17 protein-coding genes are annotated in these 13,919 nt (G+C 59.3%); 9 read left to right on the top strand and 8 right to left on the bottom strand.

What is annotated here, in order from left to right:
• The first annotated feature begins 112 nt into the window (after window positions 1–112).
• Window positions 113–247 (top strand): hypothetical protein, encoded by a 135-nt coding sequence (locus ACO07N_RS27560; protein ID WP_421984065.1) that lies wholly within the window; start codon window positions 113–115, stop codon window positions 245–247.
• Window positions 248–375: 128 nt separating this feature from the next.
• On the opposite strand, the gene ACO07N_RS27555 is transcribed toward ACO07N_RS27560, so the two are convergent.
• Window positions 376–558, bottom strand: coding sequence for a hypothetical protein (locus ACO07N_RS27555; RefSeq protein ID WP_421984064.1), 183 nt, complete (start codon window positions 556–558; stop codon window positions 376–378).
• Between the two features lie 208 nt (window positions 559–766).
• Here ACO07N_RS27555 and ACO07N_RS27550 point away from each other — a divergent pair, with 208 nt between their 5' ends.
• A complete protein-coding gene (locus ACO07N_RS27550; protein WP_421984063.1) occupies window positions 767–1,207 on the top strand; it encodes a hypothetical protein in 441 nt (146 codons plus the stop codon).
• Window positions 1,208–1,496: 289 nt separating this feature from the next.
• Here the strand turns inward: ACO07N_RS27550 and ACO07N_RS27545 are convergent, their stop codons facing one another.
• The 3 genes from ACO07N_RS27545 to ACO07N_RS27535 are packed head-to-tail and all read right to left on the bottom strand — an operon-like array spanning window position 1,497 to window position 3,045.
• Window positions 1,497–2,210 carry a DUF899 domain-containing protein gene (locus tag ACO07N_RS27545; RefSeq protein ID WP_421984062.1) on the bottom strand — a complete coding sequence of 238 codons (714 nt, stop codon included), beginning with the start codon at window positions 2,208–2,210 and terminating at the stop codon, window positions 1,497–1,499.
• A 23-nt stretch (window positions 2,211–2,233) separates the two neighbouring features.
• A complete protein-coding gene (locus ACO07N_RS27540) occupies window positions 2,234–2,725 on the bottom strand; it encodes an SRPBCC family protein (protein ID WP_421984061.1) in 492 nt (163 codons plus the stop codon).
• A complete protein-coding gene (locus tag ACO07N_RS27535; protein ID WP_421984499.1) occupies window positions 2,722–3,045 on the bottom strand; it encodes an ArsR/SmtB family transcription factor in 324 nt (107 codons plus the stop codon). Before ACO07N_RS27535 ends, ACO07N_RS27540 begins: the two co-directional genes overlap by 4 nt.
• A 152-nt stretch (window positions 3,046–3,197) precedes the next feature.
• Here ACO07N_RS27535 and ACO07N_RS27530 point away from each other — a divergent pair, with 152 nt between their 5' ends.
• Window positions 3,198–3,848 carry a glutathione S-transferase family protein gene (locus tag ACO07N_RS27530; RefSeq protein ID WP_421984060.1) on the top strand — a complete coding sequence of 217 codons (651 nt, stop codon included), beginning with the start codon at window positions 3,198–3,200 and terminating at the stop codon, window positions 3,846–3,848.
• Between the two features lie 136 nt (window positions 3,849–3,984).
• On the top strand, window positions 3,985–4,911 hold the full coding sequence (locus tag ACO07N_RS27525) for a DMT family transporter (protein WP_421984059.1): 927 nt from the start codon (window positions 3,985–3,987) through the stop codon (window positions 4,909–4,911).
• Window positions 4,912–4,920: 9 nt separating this feature from the next.
• Here ACO07N_RS27525 and ACO07N_RS27520 read toward each other — a convergent pair whose 3' ends face one another.
• The 3 genes from ACO07N_RS27520 to ACO07N_RS27510 all read right to left on the bottom strand — a co-directional run bounded on the left by ACO07N_RS27520 (window position 4,921) and on the right by ACO07N_RS27510 (window position 8,266).
• Complete coding sequence (locus tag ACO07N_RS27520) at window positions 4,921–5,832, bottom strand: PhzF family phenazine biosynthesis protein (RefSeq protein ID WP_421984058.1); 912 nt, start codon at window positions 5,830–5,832, stop codon at window positions 4,921–4,923.
• Between the two features lie 168 nt (window positions 5,833–6,000).
• Window positions 6,001–7,152, bottom strand: a complete 1,152-nt coding sequence (locus ACO07N_RS27515; protein WP_421984057.1) for a GNAT family N-acetyltransferase — start codon at window positions 7,150–7,152, stop codon at window positions 6,001–6,003.
• Between the two features lie 211 nt (window positions 7,153–7,363).
• Entirely contained in the window at window positions 7,364–8,266 is a 903-nt protein-coding gene (locus tag ACO07N_RS27510) for a pirin family protein (RefSeq protein WP_421984056.1), read from the bottom strand.
• A 394-nt stretch (window positions 8,267–8,660) separates the two neighbouring features.
• Between ACO07N_RS27510 and ACO07N_RS27505 the strand changes: the two genes are divergently transcribed.
• From ACO07N_RS27505 to ACO07N_RS27485, 5 genes are all read left to right on the top strand, one after another.
• The gene (locus ACO07N_RS27505; protein WP_421984055.1) at window positions 8,661–9,311 is read left to right on the top strand and encodes a pyridoxamine 5'-phosphate oxidase family protein; all 651 of its coding nucleotides are present in this window, start codon (window positions 8,661–8,663) and stop codon (window positions 9,309–9,311) included.
• Window positions 9,312–9,552: 241 nt separating this feature from the next.
• Window positions 9,553–10,476, top strand: a complete 924-nt coding sequence (locus ACO07N_RS27500; RefSeq protein WP_421984054.1) for an ABC transporter ATP-binding protein — start codon at window positions 9,553–9,555, stop codon at window positions 10,474–10,476.
• Between the two features lie 6 nt (window positions 10,477–10,482).
• Window positions 10,483–10,953: a GNAT family N-acetyltransferase gene (locus ACO07N_RS27495; RefSeq protein ID WP_421984053.1), complete on the top strand. Its 471-nt coding sequence runs from the start codon at window positions 10,483–10,485 to the stop codon at window positions 10,951–10,953.
• 45 nt (window positions 10,954–10,998) lie between these two features.
• Window positions 10,999–11,760 carry an ABC transporter permease gene (locus ACO07N_RS27490; RefSeq protein ID WP_421984052.1) on the top strand — a complete coding sequence of 254 codons (762 nt, stop codon included), beginning with the start codon at window positions 10,999–11,001 and terminating at the stop codon, window positions 11,758–11,760.
• Between the two features lie 31 nt (window positions 11,761–11,791).
• Window positions 11,792–12,691 (top strand): D-alanyl-D-alanine carboxypeptidase family protein, encoded by a 900-nt coding sequence (locus tag ACO07N_RS27485; protein WP_421984051.1) that lies wholly within the window; start codon window positions 11,792–11,794, stop codon window positions 12,689–12,691.
• A 21-nt stretch (window positions 12,692–12,712) separates the two neighbouring features.
• On the opposite strand, the gene ACO07N_RS27480 is transcribed toward ACO07N_RS27485, so the two are convergent.
• Entirely contained in the window at window positions 12,713–13,870 is a 1,158-nt protein-coding gene (locus ACO07N_RS27480; RefSeq protein ID WP_421984050.1) for a GGDEF domain-containing protein, read from the bottom strand.
• Window positions 13,871–13,919: the final 49 nt, after the last annotated feature.

Below are 13,919 nucleotides of genomic sequence, written 5' to 3'. Positions count from 1 at the left end.
TTTCTTTGGCTGACTCATTGATAAAATTTAATGAATTTCATTAACCGTCAAATATTGAATTTCTTGCTTAGGCGCACTATGTGCGCTATTGTTGGACACAAGGAGGAATAAAATGAATTTACACACAGCACATTGCCTGCTTGTCCGCGACGGCCTGACCTATAACCGGTCGCGTCTCAGCTGGCTCCCATCGAAGCTCTATCGCTCGTTTCGCGATGCCAACAAGTACCTGCGTGGAGCGCGTTAGTTTCGGTCTTCGTGATCCGAGCCTAGGCTCAAGAAAAAAGCCCGCCGGTCTGGCGGGCTTTTCTGTTTCTTCCCAACAACAAGGGTCCACGAAGCTGTCGGCCCCCGGTTCGGTGTCCGGTTGGCCGGCTATGCCTGTATATCGACGCTCTCGCCAAGACCTGGCGGTGGAGCCGCCGGGGTGCCTGGCGCCGTGGACGCCTCGCTTTCGGGCGTTTCGGTTTGACCCGGCGCGGTCGGGTTCGATGTATAAGCTTCCGATTTCAGTGCCTGTGTGCTGGCCGGTACTGCACCTGCTGGTCCAAAATCCATGACCGTCTCCTTTTGTCCATTCCATACCATTGGATCAGCAGAAGGTGGCCGGGGAAGATTAACCGGCACTGAAGCATTTCGCCCGCATTACAAGACGTGAAGTCGAGTTCAAATCAGTTGATGTCCGGGCTCCGTGCTTGCTCTTTCTTTGGACACGTGACGGATCGAGTGGATCCCGCGGCGGCGAGGATCAGCCGGAAAGGTTCTCTTGGCGTTATCCATCGCACGGGTGGGTGCTTTCGATGCGGCAAGACTTGACCATGAGGATGTGATTGCCCCTGACGCCACCCCAGCCACCACCTGCCACCACATGAGCGCAGATGCCGGGACGCGGATCAATATTGGTCAAGTCGTCGATTTCGCACTCCACGGACAGTATCGCGCGCTCCGTTGTCAGATCGAAGACATGAACGCCGGGTTGCTTGGGCAATTCCATCGCATTGTAATGGAAACAAAATCCCTTCACGTCCTGGTTCAGGATACTTTGAACATCGTTCCAGCCGTTGTACGCGCGCAAGCACCTGACATCATCATTGATGTCATCCGCATGGATCGGAGCGGTTGTCAGAAAAAACAGCGTTGTCGCCAAAACAAGATGCTTCATACAAAATCGTTCAAAACAGTGTTCGGTATGCCAATTGTCTTTTAAGCAAACCGAGATCTTCCGTTGTCGAATGTTCCCTGAAATCAGATCCGGTGTTCAATCATACGCGACGCTTCAACTCAAAAAACGGTTGATTTGCAGTTTCTGGTGCGCCACCACCCGCCAAAGCGTACGCGACTTCTGGTTTCAGGCCAACTGCCAGATGCTGATTTCGCATTGCCGGCGCGGCTCGTGGCCCGTCGGCTGTCTGCCTCCCCGCGGAACAGCGGCTGCAGCAACGTGCAGCCCGCTATATGCGATACGCGAAAGGCGTGGAGCGGCTTCGGAAACCGATCTAGGCATCCCGGCCATACATGTCCCGCCGGCGCACCCATGCCTGGGGGTAGGGTAGCTCGTCTTCCTGCCGCCCCATCGGGGTCAGGTCCAGGATGTTGTAGGCCATGTTCAGAATGTCGAGACCCCGGCCATAGGTGGAATAGCTGTGGCCGATGCGGCCGTCGTCGAGCTTCAGGAAGGTGCTGACGCCGGGCAGCTCTTCGGAATGCACCGTGTCGTTGCCGCTGTAATTGTAACCCCGGCCGGTCGGGTCCTTCTTGTCCGGGAAGGTGACGCCGAAATCGACCCCGAAGCCATTTCCAGCAGTCGAGACCCAGTCAAAGCTCCAGCCCATGCGGGACTTGTAGGCGCGGAGCGTTTCCAGCGGCGCATTGGAAACGGCGATCAGTCTCGTTCCGCGGGCAGCCAGATGCGTGTCGAGGCGGTCGTAGTTGTCTGCCCAGAACGAGCAACTCGGACAGCCCTCCTGCCAGGTTTCCCCGAACATGAAATGATAGACGGCAAGCTGCGGGTGTGGCCCGAACAGGTCCGCGAGCGATTTCCGGCCGTCCTCCGTATCGAAGACATAGTCCTTCTCCACCAGAACAAGCGGCAATTTTCTGCGGGCTGCGGACAGCGCGTCGCGTTCCCTGGTGAAGGACTTTTCTTTTTCGAGCAGAGCCTTGCGCGCGGCGAGCCAGTCCTGCCGGTTGACGAATTGCGGATGTGTCATGTCTATCTCCTCGGAAATGGATGCTACGCGATCGTGATCTCGGCAAGCCGTCTGAAGCAGCCGTCCCAGCCACCACCGACGCCGCGCCGCGCATCTTCGGTCTTGATCGCCTCGTGGCGCAGCTTCACTTCGGTTGCCTTGCCGGCCTCGGTGAACGTGATCGCAACCTGAGAGGTGTCGGTCGCCTCCCGCGTTCCGTCGGCGAATTCCTGAACGTGGCGCCAGCTGAACTCGAGCCGCCTTGGGGCGTCGATGGTCAGGTATTCGCCCTCGAAGTGGATTTGCTTTTCCTGCGTCTTTTCAATGACGAAGCACCATTTGCCGCCAACCTTGAGATCGATGTCGACCGAGACGAGGCCGCCTGATTTCGGCACAAACCAGCTCTGTACTTCGTCGGGCTCGGTGAAGGCGCGGAACACGCGCGCAGGCGCGGCCCGGAACAGGCCTTCCACAATGACCGGCTCCTGGCCGGGTTCCGATTTGAGAAACTGCTTGTCGATCTCCTGAACGCTCATGTGTCGCTCTCCTCTTTGGCAAGGTGACGGGCGAGGGCGTCGAACCGGTCGATCCAGAAAGATTCGTACTTGCTCAACCAGTCAACGGCTTCCTTGATGGGGGCCCCGCGCAGACGGCAATGGCGGGTGCGGCCGCGCTTTTCGATATCGACAAGGCCGGCATCGGACAGGACCCTGAGATGTTTGGACACGGCCGTCAGCGACATGTCGAAGGGAGCGGCAAGGTCCGACAAGGTCGTCTCGCCATCCGCAAGACGGGCGACGATCGCGCGTCTTGTTCCATCGCTCAATGCCGAAAATGTCGCGTCCAGTTGGGCCATTTGCTGCACAGTCATAAAGTGAACCTTTTGGTTGACTATCATCGAATTCCATTATAGTCAACTAAATGGTTGAGTAAAGTCGCCCCGGGGGTGAGGAGCTCGACATGGCCGGCGGGATGATCCTGGGTCCGGCGCACACAGGAGCTGAAATCATGGAACTTTATCTGACCGATCTGTCCCCCAATTGCCGCCGTGTTCTGGCTGCAATCCATCATCTCGGGCTGGAGGATGAAACCGACATTCAAAACTTCAATCTGTTTGCCGGAGAGCATCAGACCGAGGCGTTCAAGGCCATCAACCCGAATGTGAAAGTGCCCGTTCTCGTCGACGGTGACCTCAAGCTCTGGGAAGCCAATCCGATCATGATCTATCTGTCGGACAGGCAGAATGCGGAGACGTTCTGCCCGTCGGACAATGCGATGCGTATCGAAGTGCTTCGCTGGATGTCCTGGGAAGTGCAGCATTTCAATCGGGCGCTCGGCGAGATCGTCTGGGAAACCGTCGCCAAACAAGTGTTCGGTCTGGGTCCCGTCGATGAAGAGAAGGTTGCGTCCGGACAGGAAAATTTCCGCCGTTTCGCGGCCGTTCTGGAAGATCATCTGGCTGACCGCGAATTCATTCTGGGAGACACGCCGACTGTTGCCGACTTTGCCGTCGGAAGCCACTCGGCCCTGGCACTCCATCCGCAGTCCCAGGTGCCCCTGCTTGAGTTTCCCAGGGTCCTGGCCTGGCTGGAACGCATGGAAGCGCTGCCGGCCTGGCAGAAGACGGCGCCACAGGCACCGGCAGAGGCTGCGGAGTAACCTTTCCGTCCCTGGATAAGCAGACTGGCGGCAGGACACCCGTTGCCGCCAGACAGCCCGGAACACAGCTTTCGCTCCCGCGAACATCTGCCAGCCGGTTTGCCGCGGCTCTGGCAAGGCGTTACCATGGCTCGCGATGACGAGACCCTATGCAATCGCCTTGTGTTTTGGATTTATTGCCGCCTTTTTGATGGGCGCCAACTCCGTGATCGTGAGGTATCTGACGGGCGATTTGCATGGACTTCAGATCGCCGTCTTCCGCCTGTGGATCGCGTGCTCGGTCATTTTTGTCATGCTGAAACTGTCCGGCCGGCGGCTGAACCTCTTCCGGCTGGACCGGTTCACTCTGCTTGCCAGCACCGGGTTCACGCTGAACTACATCACCTTTCATATCGGTCTTGAACATACCAGCGCCACGAACGCGATGGTTCTGGAAAACACGGCACCTTTCTTCGTGCTGCTGTTCCTGGTGATCGCCGGGGTCGAACGGGTGCGATGGTTCGATGTGCTTGCGACGTGTCTGGCCCTGGCCGGGGTTTACCTCACCGTACGCCACGATTTCGACGCGGGAGCAGGAGAGAGCCTCATCGGTGATTTCTGGGAACTCGGTGCGGGTATATCCTGGGCAATATTCATTGTCGGAAGCGCGCGGGCGGTCAAGCAGACCCGCTCGACCATGGACCGCATGGAAGTTCTGTTGAAAATCCTCCTGCCAAGCGCCGTCGTGTTGTCGCCCAGCCTGCTGCTCTATCCTCTGGAGGCAAGCGCGACGGACGCGTTCCTGCTCGTCCTGCTCGGCGTCCTGTCCACGGCATTCGGATATTATCTCTGGTACGAGGCGATGGCGACCGTTTCGACCGTAACGGCGGCCTTGCTCGCCGTTCTGTCGGTGGTCTTCACCTTCGCGATTGCCTATGTGGCGCTCGGTGAAGAAATGACCCCGGATATCCTGATCGGAGGCGCGCTCATCATCACCGGCGTCGTGCTGCCGGGGATTGTGAACGCGAGAGAGCAACGGAAAGTCAGCGAGACCCCGCCTGCAGTCAGCAGCGAAGCGGATTGAGCGGCTTCGTCAGACGAACAGCTCACCCCTGGCCACGAGGGTCGCCTGACCGCCGATGCGAACGGCGTGCATGCCGCCATGCTCGATATCGATCTCAAGATCGATCAGCGAAGGCCGCCCCATTTCGAAGCCCTGTTCGATACGGATGTGGTGCGTGCCTTCCGTCAGGCCGTCATAGAAATTGACGACACCTGCGAAGGCCGCGGCCGCCGAACCTGTTGCCGGGTCTTCGGGAATACCCATGTCCGGGGCAAACAGCCGCGCATGAAAGGCGCTGTCATGCGAGCGGGTTTCGCGGCAGTAGATATAGGCGTGGTTGTGGTTGTCCTTGCCGAAACCGGCCTTCCACATGGCGCTGACCGGCTTTGCTCGGGACAGGGCATCCAGGTCGCGCACCGGCACGAAGTTGAAGGGCGGACCGACCTGAAAGCGTGACGGCGCATGGTTTTCAAAGCCGATATCGGTCGGCTCGAGATCCAGCGCTGCAGCGATGAGTTCGATATTGTGCGTCGGTCCGGCCGGTTCCGGCAGGCTGGGCACGTCGAATTCGGCGAAGCCGGCCGCATTCTGCTTCAGGATGACGGCGCAGCGCACGGCTCCGATTTTCTGTTTCAGAACGACGACCGCATCCTGTTCGCCGTCAACCTCGCCAAAGCGTTCTGTCGCCAGCAGGATCGCGGTGCCGATGGTCGGATGTCCCGCGAAGGGGAGTTCCATTTTCGGGGTGAAGATCCGCATGCTGGCGGTCTGGCCCGGGTTTTCGGGCGGAAACACGAACACCGTCTCGGAGAGATTGAACTCACCCGCGATCTTCTGCATCTGCGCGTCGCTCAGATCTTCGCTATCCAAAACCACCGCGAGCGGATTGCCTGCCAGAAGTGTGTTTGTGAAGACATCCAAGATCGCGTAGCGGCGGCCCATATTCTGTTCTCCCTGGAGAATAACCTGACCCCTCATGCCGGGGTGAGCGGACTTTTGCATTTCTTGCCGGGTCCCGCCAGTCCCTAGAGCGTGTTCTTGGTGAACAAACCCTTGACGGTTCACCGGGGGGCTCCGGTCCGGACATTGCCGCGGTCTCCAGGTCCCGTGTCACCGCAACAGATAGTCCGCGATTTCGCGGGCGAACGGCACGATCGCCGGGTCGTCAAGATCGGCGCGCGAACATATGACGCGAATATCTGACAATTCCTTCTCGTCCGATGCGGCCGAATGCGCCAGAATGCTGCCGCGAAGATCACCGGCGTCCACGTCGCAGTCGAACACGCGTGCGATGGAAATGCGCGGTCCGTCAAAGGAGGCGAGCAATTCGGCGCGCCGCAAGGTTTCACCACGCAGTCCCGTCTCTTCTTCCAGTTCCCGGTCAATTGCCCGGATCACGTCCACCTTGCCGTCCGGCGTGACGTCGCTCAGATCGAGATTGCCTCCCGGTGGATAAATCATTCCCGCGGTCGCCGTATGAGGCGCCATCACTCCGTAGAGCAGCGCACCGCACCGGCTTCGGATGATGGCTGAGCCAAACAGATTGAATGCGGAGGCATCAGGTGCGCCCCAGTCCCGCCAAGCAAGGTGTGCCGCGTAGGAGCTTTCCGAACAGCAGCCTTCAAAGACCCCGTTTTGAAACGAAAATTCCGTCAGTTTCAGCGTCCGGCCGTTCCACAGGAGCGAGATCCGTTTCCGTGCCTCCTCAAAATGTGCCGCAATTTCATTCTCGTTTTCAGTCTCGAAACGCCAGGGCCGGTCGATGACCCTCAGATCGACACGCGAGAGTGCGTGCACGCATGCGGGAAGCCGTTTTTCCATGAGAGGGATATCGTGTCCGGGCGACATTTCACTCGGACGGGTGCCGAAGGTGCGAAACCCGTGTTTTTCGTAAAAGGCGCCAGCATGGGCGTCCGATTCCAGGCGGAGGCGGGTGCGCCTGTCCTGACGGGCAATGTCCTCGGCGCGTTTCAGCAAAAGACTACCGATTCCCTTTCCATGCATCGGCGGATCGACGAAAAGGTAGTCGACAAGGAGCGTGTCTTCGTCTTCCGGGATCACGCCTGAAAAGGCGACTGGACCACTTTCGTCTTCGGCAACGGTTATCCGGATTGATCGGATCGTGGCATCACGAATGCCCCAGGCTTCCCGGAACTCCGCCATCTTGTCCTCCGGGTATCCCCAGGAAGCCTTTGCGCGGTGAAGAATACCGGTCAGGGCAGGGGCGTCGGCTGGGGTGGCGGGTCTGAGTTTGAGAGGCATGAGGCTCCGGCAGGTAGAATGCTGGACAGGCCTAACCGGAGATTGTGAAGGTTGCAAGGCAGGGCGACGTCCAAGGAGGCGAGGTACCGCCGAACCTGGCAGGCCGTGAGAGATCCTGTCAGCTTCACCTTGAACAGATCAAGCGGGATAACTCAGCTCTTTCAGTCCCTGCAATCCCTGCCTTTGCGCGGAGACACAGACGGCCCGGAACTCACTTGATGAACGTGCCGTTCTGCAGTTCCGTCACCGCCTGCACCAGTTCGTCGCGCGTGTTCATGACGATCGGTCCGTGCCAGGCGACCGGTTCCTTTATCGGCGCGCCGGACACCAGAAGGAAACGGATGCCTTCGTCGCCCGCCTGCACCACGATCTCGTCCCCGGTTCCGAAAATCACCAGCGTCCGGTCACCGGTCTGATCGCGGATCTTGAGTTCCTCACCGCCGAATTCCTTTTCTGTCAGGACACCGAATGGATCGGAGGCCCCTTCGAATGTGCCGGATCCTTCGAAGACATAGGCGAAGGTCTGTTTGTAGGTGTCGACCTTGAAGCGCTTCTTCCGGCCGGCAGGCACATGAATGTCCAGATATTGGGGTTCCGCCGCAATGCCGTCGACCGGGCCGCTCTTGCCCCAGAACTCACCGCAGATGATCCGCGCGGAGGTGCCGTCGTCGTCCGTGACAACGGGGATCTCGTTGGCGGTGACATCCTGGTAGCGCGGTTCCGTCATTTTCAGCGAGGAGGGCAGGTTCGCCCAGAGTTGAAAACCGTGCATCCGGCCCTGCGCATCTCCCTTCGGCATTTCCTGGTGCATGATGCCGCGACCGGCGGTCATCCACTGGACGTCGCCGGCACCAAGGTCTCCCTTGTTGCCCAGGCTGTCTCCGTGTTCCACCGTGCCTGCGAGGACGTAGGTTATCGTCTCGATGCCGCGATGCGGGTGCCAGGGAAAGCCCGCCAGGTAATCTTCCGGGCGGTTGTTGCGGAAATCGTCGAGCAGCAGGAACGGATCCAGCATTTCAGGGTCCTGAAAACCGAACACGCGCTCGAGTTTGACGCCGGCACCCTCGAGTGTCGGCTGCGTTGATCCAATATGAGTTACCGGACGGACGGACATGGATTGCGTTCCTGCTTCGGACGGACCTGCTGTAAGCCCGCCAATCGGTTGTTTGTTCATTTGCAAGATAGCGCGGATCCGCCGGAAACCCAGCCTCGTGGCGCAAGACGCAGTGTTTCCGATGTGGAAACAATGCCGGGCTTCCGTGTTCCGGATCTGTCCCGGTGTTGCCGACGTCGAAGGGCCGATTGCAAAAACCGGAACACCGGGAACACCCGCGTTGACAGTCGAACAAAGTGTGAGGTACGTACCTCAGATGCATTACCTGAAGCCGGCCGTAGTTGACTGGGGCGAGGCCTGCAGGGCGCGCGAGAGCGGCGCGGGCGGAAAACGGCATCCGGCCATCGGTTCGTGCCGGTCAGGTTCTGAAAATGTTTCGTGGTGAGGAGAGGAAATGACGGTGTTCGATCTCAATCCGGAATATCTGATCAGGGACGAGGCAGCTCTGAGAGGACTGTTTCCGCCGACGCACGAACTGGCAAAGAAAAAGTGCCTGACGACGCTCGACAGGCATGCCCGCGACTTCATCGAACGGTCGCCGTTCGTTTGTCTTGGAACGCAGAATGCGGACGGCAAGGCGGATGTCAGCCCGCGCGGCGATCCGCCCGGGTTCGTGAAGGTTCTCGACGATCAAACGCTTGTCCTTCCCGACCGTCCCGGAAACAACCGTCTCGACAGCCTGGTCAATATCGTCACCAATCCAAGCGTCGGACTGCTGTTCATCATTCCCGGGTTTGACGACACTCTGCGCGTCAACGGGCAGGCGACGCTTGTCGTCGATCCCGATTTGCTAAAGGCGATGAGCGTCAAGGGCCGCAGTCCGACAGTCGCGATCCACGTCCGGGTGACCAGTGTCTTCATGCATTGTGCGAAAGCGTTCCGCCGGTCGCATTTGTGGGATCCGAAAAGGTTCCAGGACCGCAGCGACATGCCCTCCCTGATGAAAATCATCACGGACCAGGCAGCCGAAACACCTGCGAGCGACGAGGAACTCACCGCATTGGACGAGAAGCTGGAAGAGAGTTATCGCAAGACGCTTTACTAGGGTCAGGACCGGTACACCGGAGAGGGGCGGTGCACTTTCGCGCAATTTCCCGGCGTCAGGCTGAACCCGGCCAGCCATGGCAGAGTTATCGCTGTCTGCACCTCCCGACCTCTTCCGCGCGGTTCCATCGGCGACATACCGTGGTACCTTGCATCTTGCAGCCATACGGCCCACATGTTGCTATACCCTCTCATTCGGCCGTCTGGTCAAACCTTCAATCATCGTGTCAGCTCAGGTCTTCATGGCGCCCATTCTTTCTGTCCGCGATCTGGAAAAGACCTATGAAGGCGGTTTCCAAGCCTTGAAATCGGTGTCGCTGGATATCCGGGAAGGAGAGGTCTTTGCGCTTCTCGGCCCCAATGGGGCAGGCAAGACCACTCTGATCAGCACGATTTGCGGACTCGTGCGCCCGACATCGGGAAGCATAACTGTCGGCGGTCACGATGCGATCGCGGATTTTCGGGCCGCGCGGCGTCTGATCGGGCTGGTGCCCCAGGAAATGCCGACGGCACCGTTCGAGATTGTCGGCGACACGGTTGCCTTCAGCCGCGGCTTGTTCGGCCTGCCAGCCGATCGCGGGTTCGTGGAAAGCATTCTCAAGGACCTCACGCTCTGGGACAAACGCAACAATCCGATCATGGCGCTTTCCGGCGGCATGAAGCGCCGGCTTCTCGTCGCCAAGGCGCTTGCGCACGAGCCGAAGGTTCTGTTTCTCGATGAACCGACCGCCGGCGTCGATGTCGAGCTGCGTCACGACATGTGGCGCATCGTCACCGAGCTGAAGGAGAAAGGCGTCACGATCATCCTGACGACCCACTATATCGAGGAAGCCGAGGAGATGGCGGACAGGGTCGGCGTCATCAACAAGGGCGAGATTGTCTTGGTGGAGGGCAAGGCCGAACTGATGCGCAAGCTCGGGCGCAAACTCCTGACCCTCAATCTGACAGAACCTTTGGAAGCGGTCCCCGACAGTCTTGCGCGGCACAACCTCGAAATTGCCGATGCCGGCTGCAAGCTGGTCTATACCTACGATACGCACGCGGAAAGAACCGGCATTACCGCACTTTTGAAGGACCTGGCGGATGCCGGGGTCCGGTTTCAGGATCTGCAAACCGACCAGTCGTCTCTGGAAGACATTTTCGTGGACCTTGTGAAGAAGAGTTGAGCCGACATGACGAAGGACTTTTCCATCCGATCCGCGCAGCTGGCCGACAGGGACGCCCTGACGGAGCTTTGCATGCGCTCCAAGCAGTCGAACGGCTATGACGAGGCATTCATGCACGCCTGCCTCGACGAATTGCGGGTGCGCGACAGCTGGATATCGGACGACGATTTCTGGGTCGCCGAGGCCGCTGACGGATCGCTGGTCGGCTGTATCCGGCTGTCCCGCGACCAGTCATCCGGCGGTGAACTTGAAACCTGCTTCGTTGCGCCGGACTACAAGGGAACAGGCGTCGGACGGGCTTTGTTCGAGACGCTTGAGAACCGGGCCAGAACAATCGGGCTCGGGCATATTGAACTCGATGCCGATCCATTTGCCGAAGCTTTCTACGCGCGCATGGGGTTTGCGACGACCGGCCGGTCGCCGTCCGGTTCGATCCCCGGAAGGACGTTGCCGAGAATGAGAATGGACCTCGTTTGAAAATCTGCCGGGTCGAAGGCAGGGACTGTTGAAAGAGGGGAGCGCATGAACCTGGGCGCAGTCAAGTCGATCTACATTTCCGAGATGGCGCGTACGAAACGCACGCTGATGCAAAGTGTGGTCTCGCCCGTCATCTCGACCGTGCTCTACTTCGTCGTGTTCGGTGCGGCGATCGGGTCGCGGATCTCGGAAGTCGACGGGGTCAGCTACGGAGCCTTCATCGTGCCCGGTCTGATCATGCTGTCGCTTATGACACAGAGCCTGTCGAACGCCTCGTTCGGCATATACTTTCCGCGTTTCACCGGCACGATATTCGAGGTCCTGTCCGCACCGGTTTCCTATCTGGAAATCACCATCGCCTATGTCGGAGCGGCGGCAACGAAGTCGATTATCGTGGGGCTGATCATCCTGATCACGGCGAACTTCTTCGTCGATATCCAGATCCAGCACCCCGTCTGGATGGCAACGTTCTTCATTCTGACGGCCGTCACTTTTGCGCTGCTCGGCTTCATCATCGGCATCTGGGCCGACAATTTCGAGAAGCTGCAATTCGTGCCGCTTCTGATCGTGACACCGCTCGCCTTTCTCGGTGGAAGCTTCTATTCCATCAACATGCTTCCGGAGATCTGGCAGAAAGTGACACTGGTCAATCCCGTCGTTTATCTGATATCGGGTTTCCGCTGGAGCTTTTACGGCCAGGCGGATGTCAGTCTGTGGTTGTCGCTGGTTGCGACCATGATCTTTCTGTTCGTGTCTCTGGCGATCGTTCACTGGATTTTCAAGACCGGGTACCGGTTGAAGGCCTGAATTCAGGGCTGGGACAAGAGTGAGACCGCATATGTTTCAAGGGGTTAAACTGACCGGAAAAGTCGGCGCGGTTCTACTCGCCCTGCTGCTCGCCGCCTGCCAGACCGCGCAAGCGCCTTCACCGTCAGCGTCGTCAGGCACCCCTGCTGCGAGCACAGCCGTTCAAACTGCGTCCCTGCCGGCCGTCGGCTATGCGCCGGCGACCGCGCAGGAACGTGGGTTTTCAGCTCTGGTCCTCGACGCCTCGACGGGTGAACAGCTCTACGCCGTCGATGCGGATGCGGCACGGTTCCCGGCTTCGCTCACCAAGATGATGACGCTCTACCTGTTGTTCGAAGCCGTCGCGGAGGGACGCTACAGCCTTTCCTCTCCTCTGACCGTCAGCGAGAATGCCGCTTCGCAGCCGCCTGCAAAAATCGGTCTGAAGGCAGGAACGACAATAACCGTTCAGCAGGCTGCGCGTGCCCTTTCGGTCAGGTCCGCCAACGATGTCGGCGTTGCCGTCGCCGAAAATCTTGCGGGCAGTGAAGCAGCTTTTGCCCGCCAGATGACACAACAAGCACGCGCGCTCGGCCTATCGCGGACGCGCTTCGTAAATGCCACGGGGCTGCCGGATCCGGGCCAGGTGACCACCGCGCGCGACATGGCGAAGCTCGGCCTGGCGCTCAAACGCCGGTTTCCGCAATACGCGAGTTATTACCGGGCGAAGTCCTTCACCTACAATGGCAGGACGTTCAAGGCCACGAACAACCTCCTGGGAAAGGTCTCCGGCGTGAACGGCCTGAAGACCGGATACATCCGCATGTCGGGATACAATCTGGTGGCAACCGCGCAGCGTGGCGGCAAGCAGCTGATTGTCGTGGTGATGGGCGGGAAAAGCGAAAGCGCCCGCGACAAGGAGGTCACCCGGCTGATCGAGACCTATTCGTGAAGCCCATCAATCCGTCCGCTGTCAGGAAGCTGCGGTCAGTTCTCCGGCGAACGTGACGCAATTGCGCCCGTTTTTCTTCGACCGGTAGAGGCTGTCGTCCACGGCCTGCAGCAGGTCTTCCATCGCCAGTTCGGTCCCGTTGCCGTGGTAGATACCGGTGGACGCGGTGATCCTGAAATTATCGGGTGCGAAGTCGAACTCGATCCGGGAAATCAGTTGCCGGAGGCGATCGGCGACCTTGGCCGCGTTTTCACGGGAGATGTCGGGCAGCAGAACGGCGAATTCCTCACCGCCCAGGCGGGCGAAGCAATCGTCTTTCCGCAGCTGCGCCTTGACGGCGGCCACGATTTTCACCAGCGCCTGGTCACCGGACAGATGTCCGAAATTGTCGTTCACGAGTTTGAAATGATCCAGGTCGAAGTTGAGCAGGCCGAAGGTCTTCTCCGACGGCTCATGCAGAAGGTCTTCCAGGCGGGCCTGAAATTCCCGGCGATTGAATGCCCCGGTCAACGGATCCCGTCTTGCAGCCTCCCTGTGCCGCTGGGCCACCTGCTCGAAGGAAAGGGCTGTCGAGAATGCGCCCGTCAGGCTGACGAACAGCATCGCGCTCATCAGGTGCAGACCCTGCATCGTGTCGTTGATCATGCCGGGGCCGGCCGGGCCCGCACCGGTGACGCCGTGGAACACTCTCAGTCCGCCGACAGCGGCAAGGAAGAAAAACGCGAGCACGAGGCCTATGACGGAAATCAGGCCGTGGAAATTCTTCGACGTGTAGGCGACGATGGTGGCGATGCACAGGACCGTGAAGATGAAGTTGCCGCCAACATAGGCGAGCGTGGCATCCGACAGCAGGAACGCGATCACTCCTACGATCAGATAGGCTGCGGCAGGTGCGAATGCGTCGCTCAGCCTGTGCGGCAGTTTTGCGAGAACGCGCGCGGCATAAAGATGAAAGCCAAAACCAAGCAGCAGCAGCGTGTTCGGAAGGATGTACGCAACGATCCGGGGAAGGACGTTTTCAAAGGCAAAGCAGACGAGGGCGAGCACGAGAATGGCGTTCGCGGCCGCCCAGCTGCGCCAGTGCACGCTTGGCGTCACCCGAAGCGACATCGCTTGAAAGGATATGGCGAAAATCAGCAACAAGAGCAGATTTGCCGAAAAAAGCGTCAATAAATCCATGCAGACGCACTCCACGCGCTACTCGTCGAAAACGACCAATTGAGGCAGC

It is taken from the genome of Roseibium sp. (assembly GCF_965229775.1).
GTDB lineage: Bacteria > Pseudomonadota > Alphaproteobacteria > Rhizobiales > Stappiaceae > Roseibium.
Note: the sequence above shows the minus strand (reverse complement) of the source record. Positions and strands in the feature narration are given on the sequence as shown.

Coding starts and splice junctions, on each gene's coding strand:
- ACO07N_RS27560 (WP_421984065.1), top strand. CDS start 113: ATGAATTTACACACAGCACATTGCCTGCTTGTCCGCGACGGCCTGACC.
- ACO07N_RS27555 (WP_421984064.1), bottom strand. CDS start 558: ATGGATTTTGGACCAGCAGGTGCAGTACCGGCCAGCACACAGGCACTG.
- ACO07N_RS27545 (WP_421984062.1), bottom strand. CDS start 2,210: ATGACACATCCGCAATTCGTCAACCGGCAGGACTGGCTCGCCGCGCGC.
- ACO07N_RS27540 (WP_421984061.1), bottom strand. CDS start 2,725: ATGAGCGTTCAGGAGATCGACAAGCAGTTTCTCAAATCGGAACCCGGC.
- ACO07N_RS27535 (WP_421984499.1), bottom strand. CDS start 3,045: ATGGCCCAACTGGACGCGACATTTTCGGCATTGAGCGATGGAACAAGA.
- ACO07N_RS27530 (WP_421984060.1), top strand. CDS start 3,198: ATGGAACTTTATCTGACCGATCTGTCCCCCAATTGCCGCCGTGTTCTG.
- ACO07N_RS27525 (WP_421984059.1), top strand. CDS start 3,985: ATGACGAGACCCTATGCAATCGCCTTGTGTTTTGGATTTATTGCCGCC.
- ACO07N_RS27520 (WP_421984058.1), bottom strand. CDS start 5,832: ATGGGCCGCCGCTACGCGATCTTGGATGTCTTCACAAACACACTTCTG.
- ACO07N_RS27515 (WP_421984057.1), bottom strand. CDS start 7,152: ATGCCTCTCAAACTCAGACCCGCCACCCCAGCCGACGCCCCTGCCCTG.
- ACO07N_RS27510 (WP_421984056.1), bottom strand. CDS start 8,266: ATGTCCGTCCGTCCGGTAACTCATATTGGATCAACGCAGCCGACACTC.
- ACO07N_RS27505 (WP_421984055.1), top strand. CDS start 8,661: ATGACGGTGTTCGATCTCAATCCGGAATATCTGATCAGGGACGAGGCA.
- ACO07N_RS27500 (WP_421984054.1), top strand. CDS start 9,553: ATGGCGCCCATTCTTTCTGTCCGCGATCTGGAAAAGACCTATGAAGGC.
- ACO07N_RS27495 (WP_421984053.1), top strand. CDS start 10,483: ATGACGAAGGACTTTTCCATCCGATCCGCGCAGCTGGCCGACAGGGAC.
- ACO07N_RS27490 (WP_421984052.1), top strand. CDS start 10,999: ATGAACCTGGGCGCAGTCAAGTCGATCTACATTTCCGAGATGGCGCGT.
- ACO07N_RS27485 (WP_421984051.1), top strand. CDS start 11,792: ATGTTTCAAGGGGTTAAACTGACCGGAAAAGTCGGCGCGGTTCTACTC.
- ACO07N_RS27480 (WP_421984050.1), bottom strand. CDS start 13,870: ATGGATTTATTGACGCTTTTTTCGGCAAATCTGCTCTTGTTGCTGATT.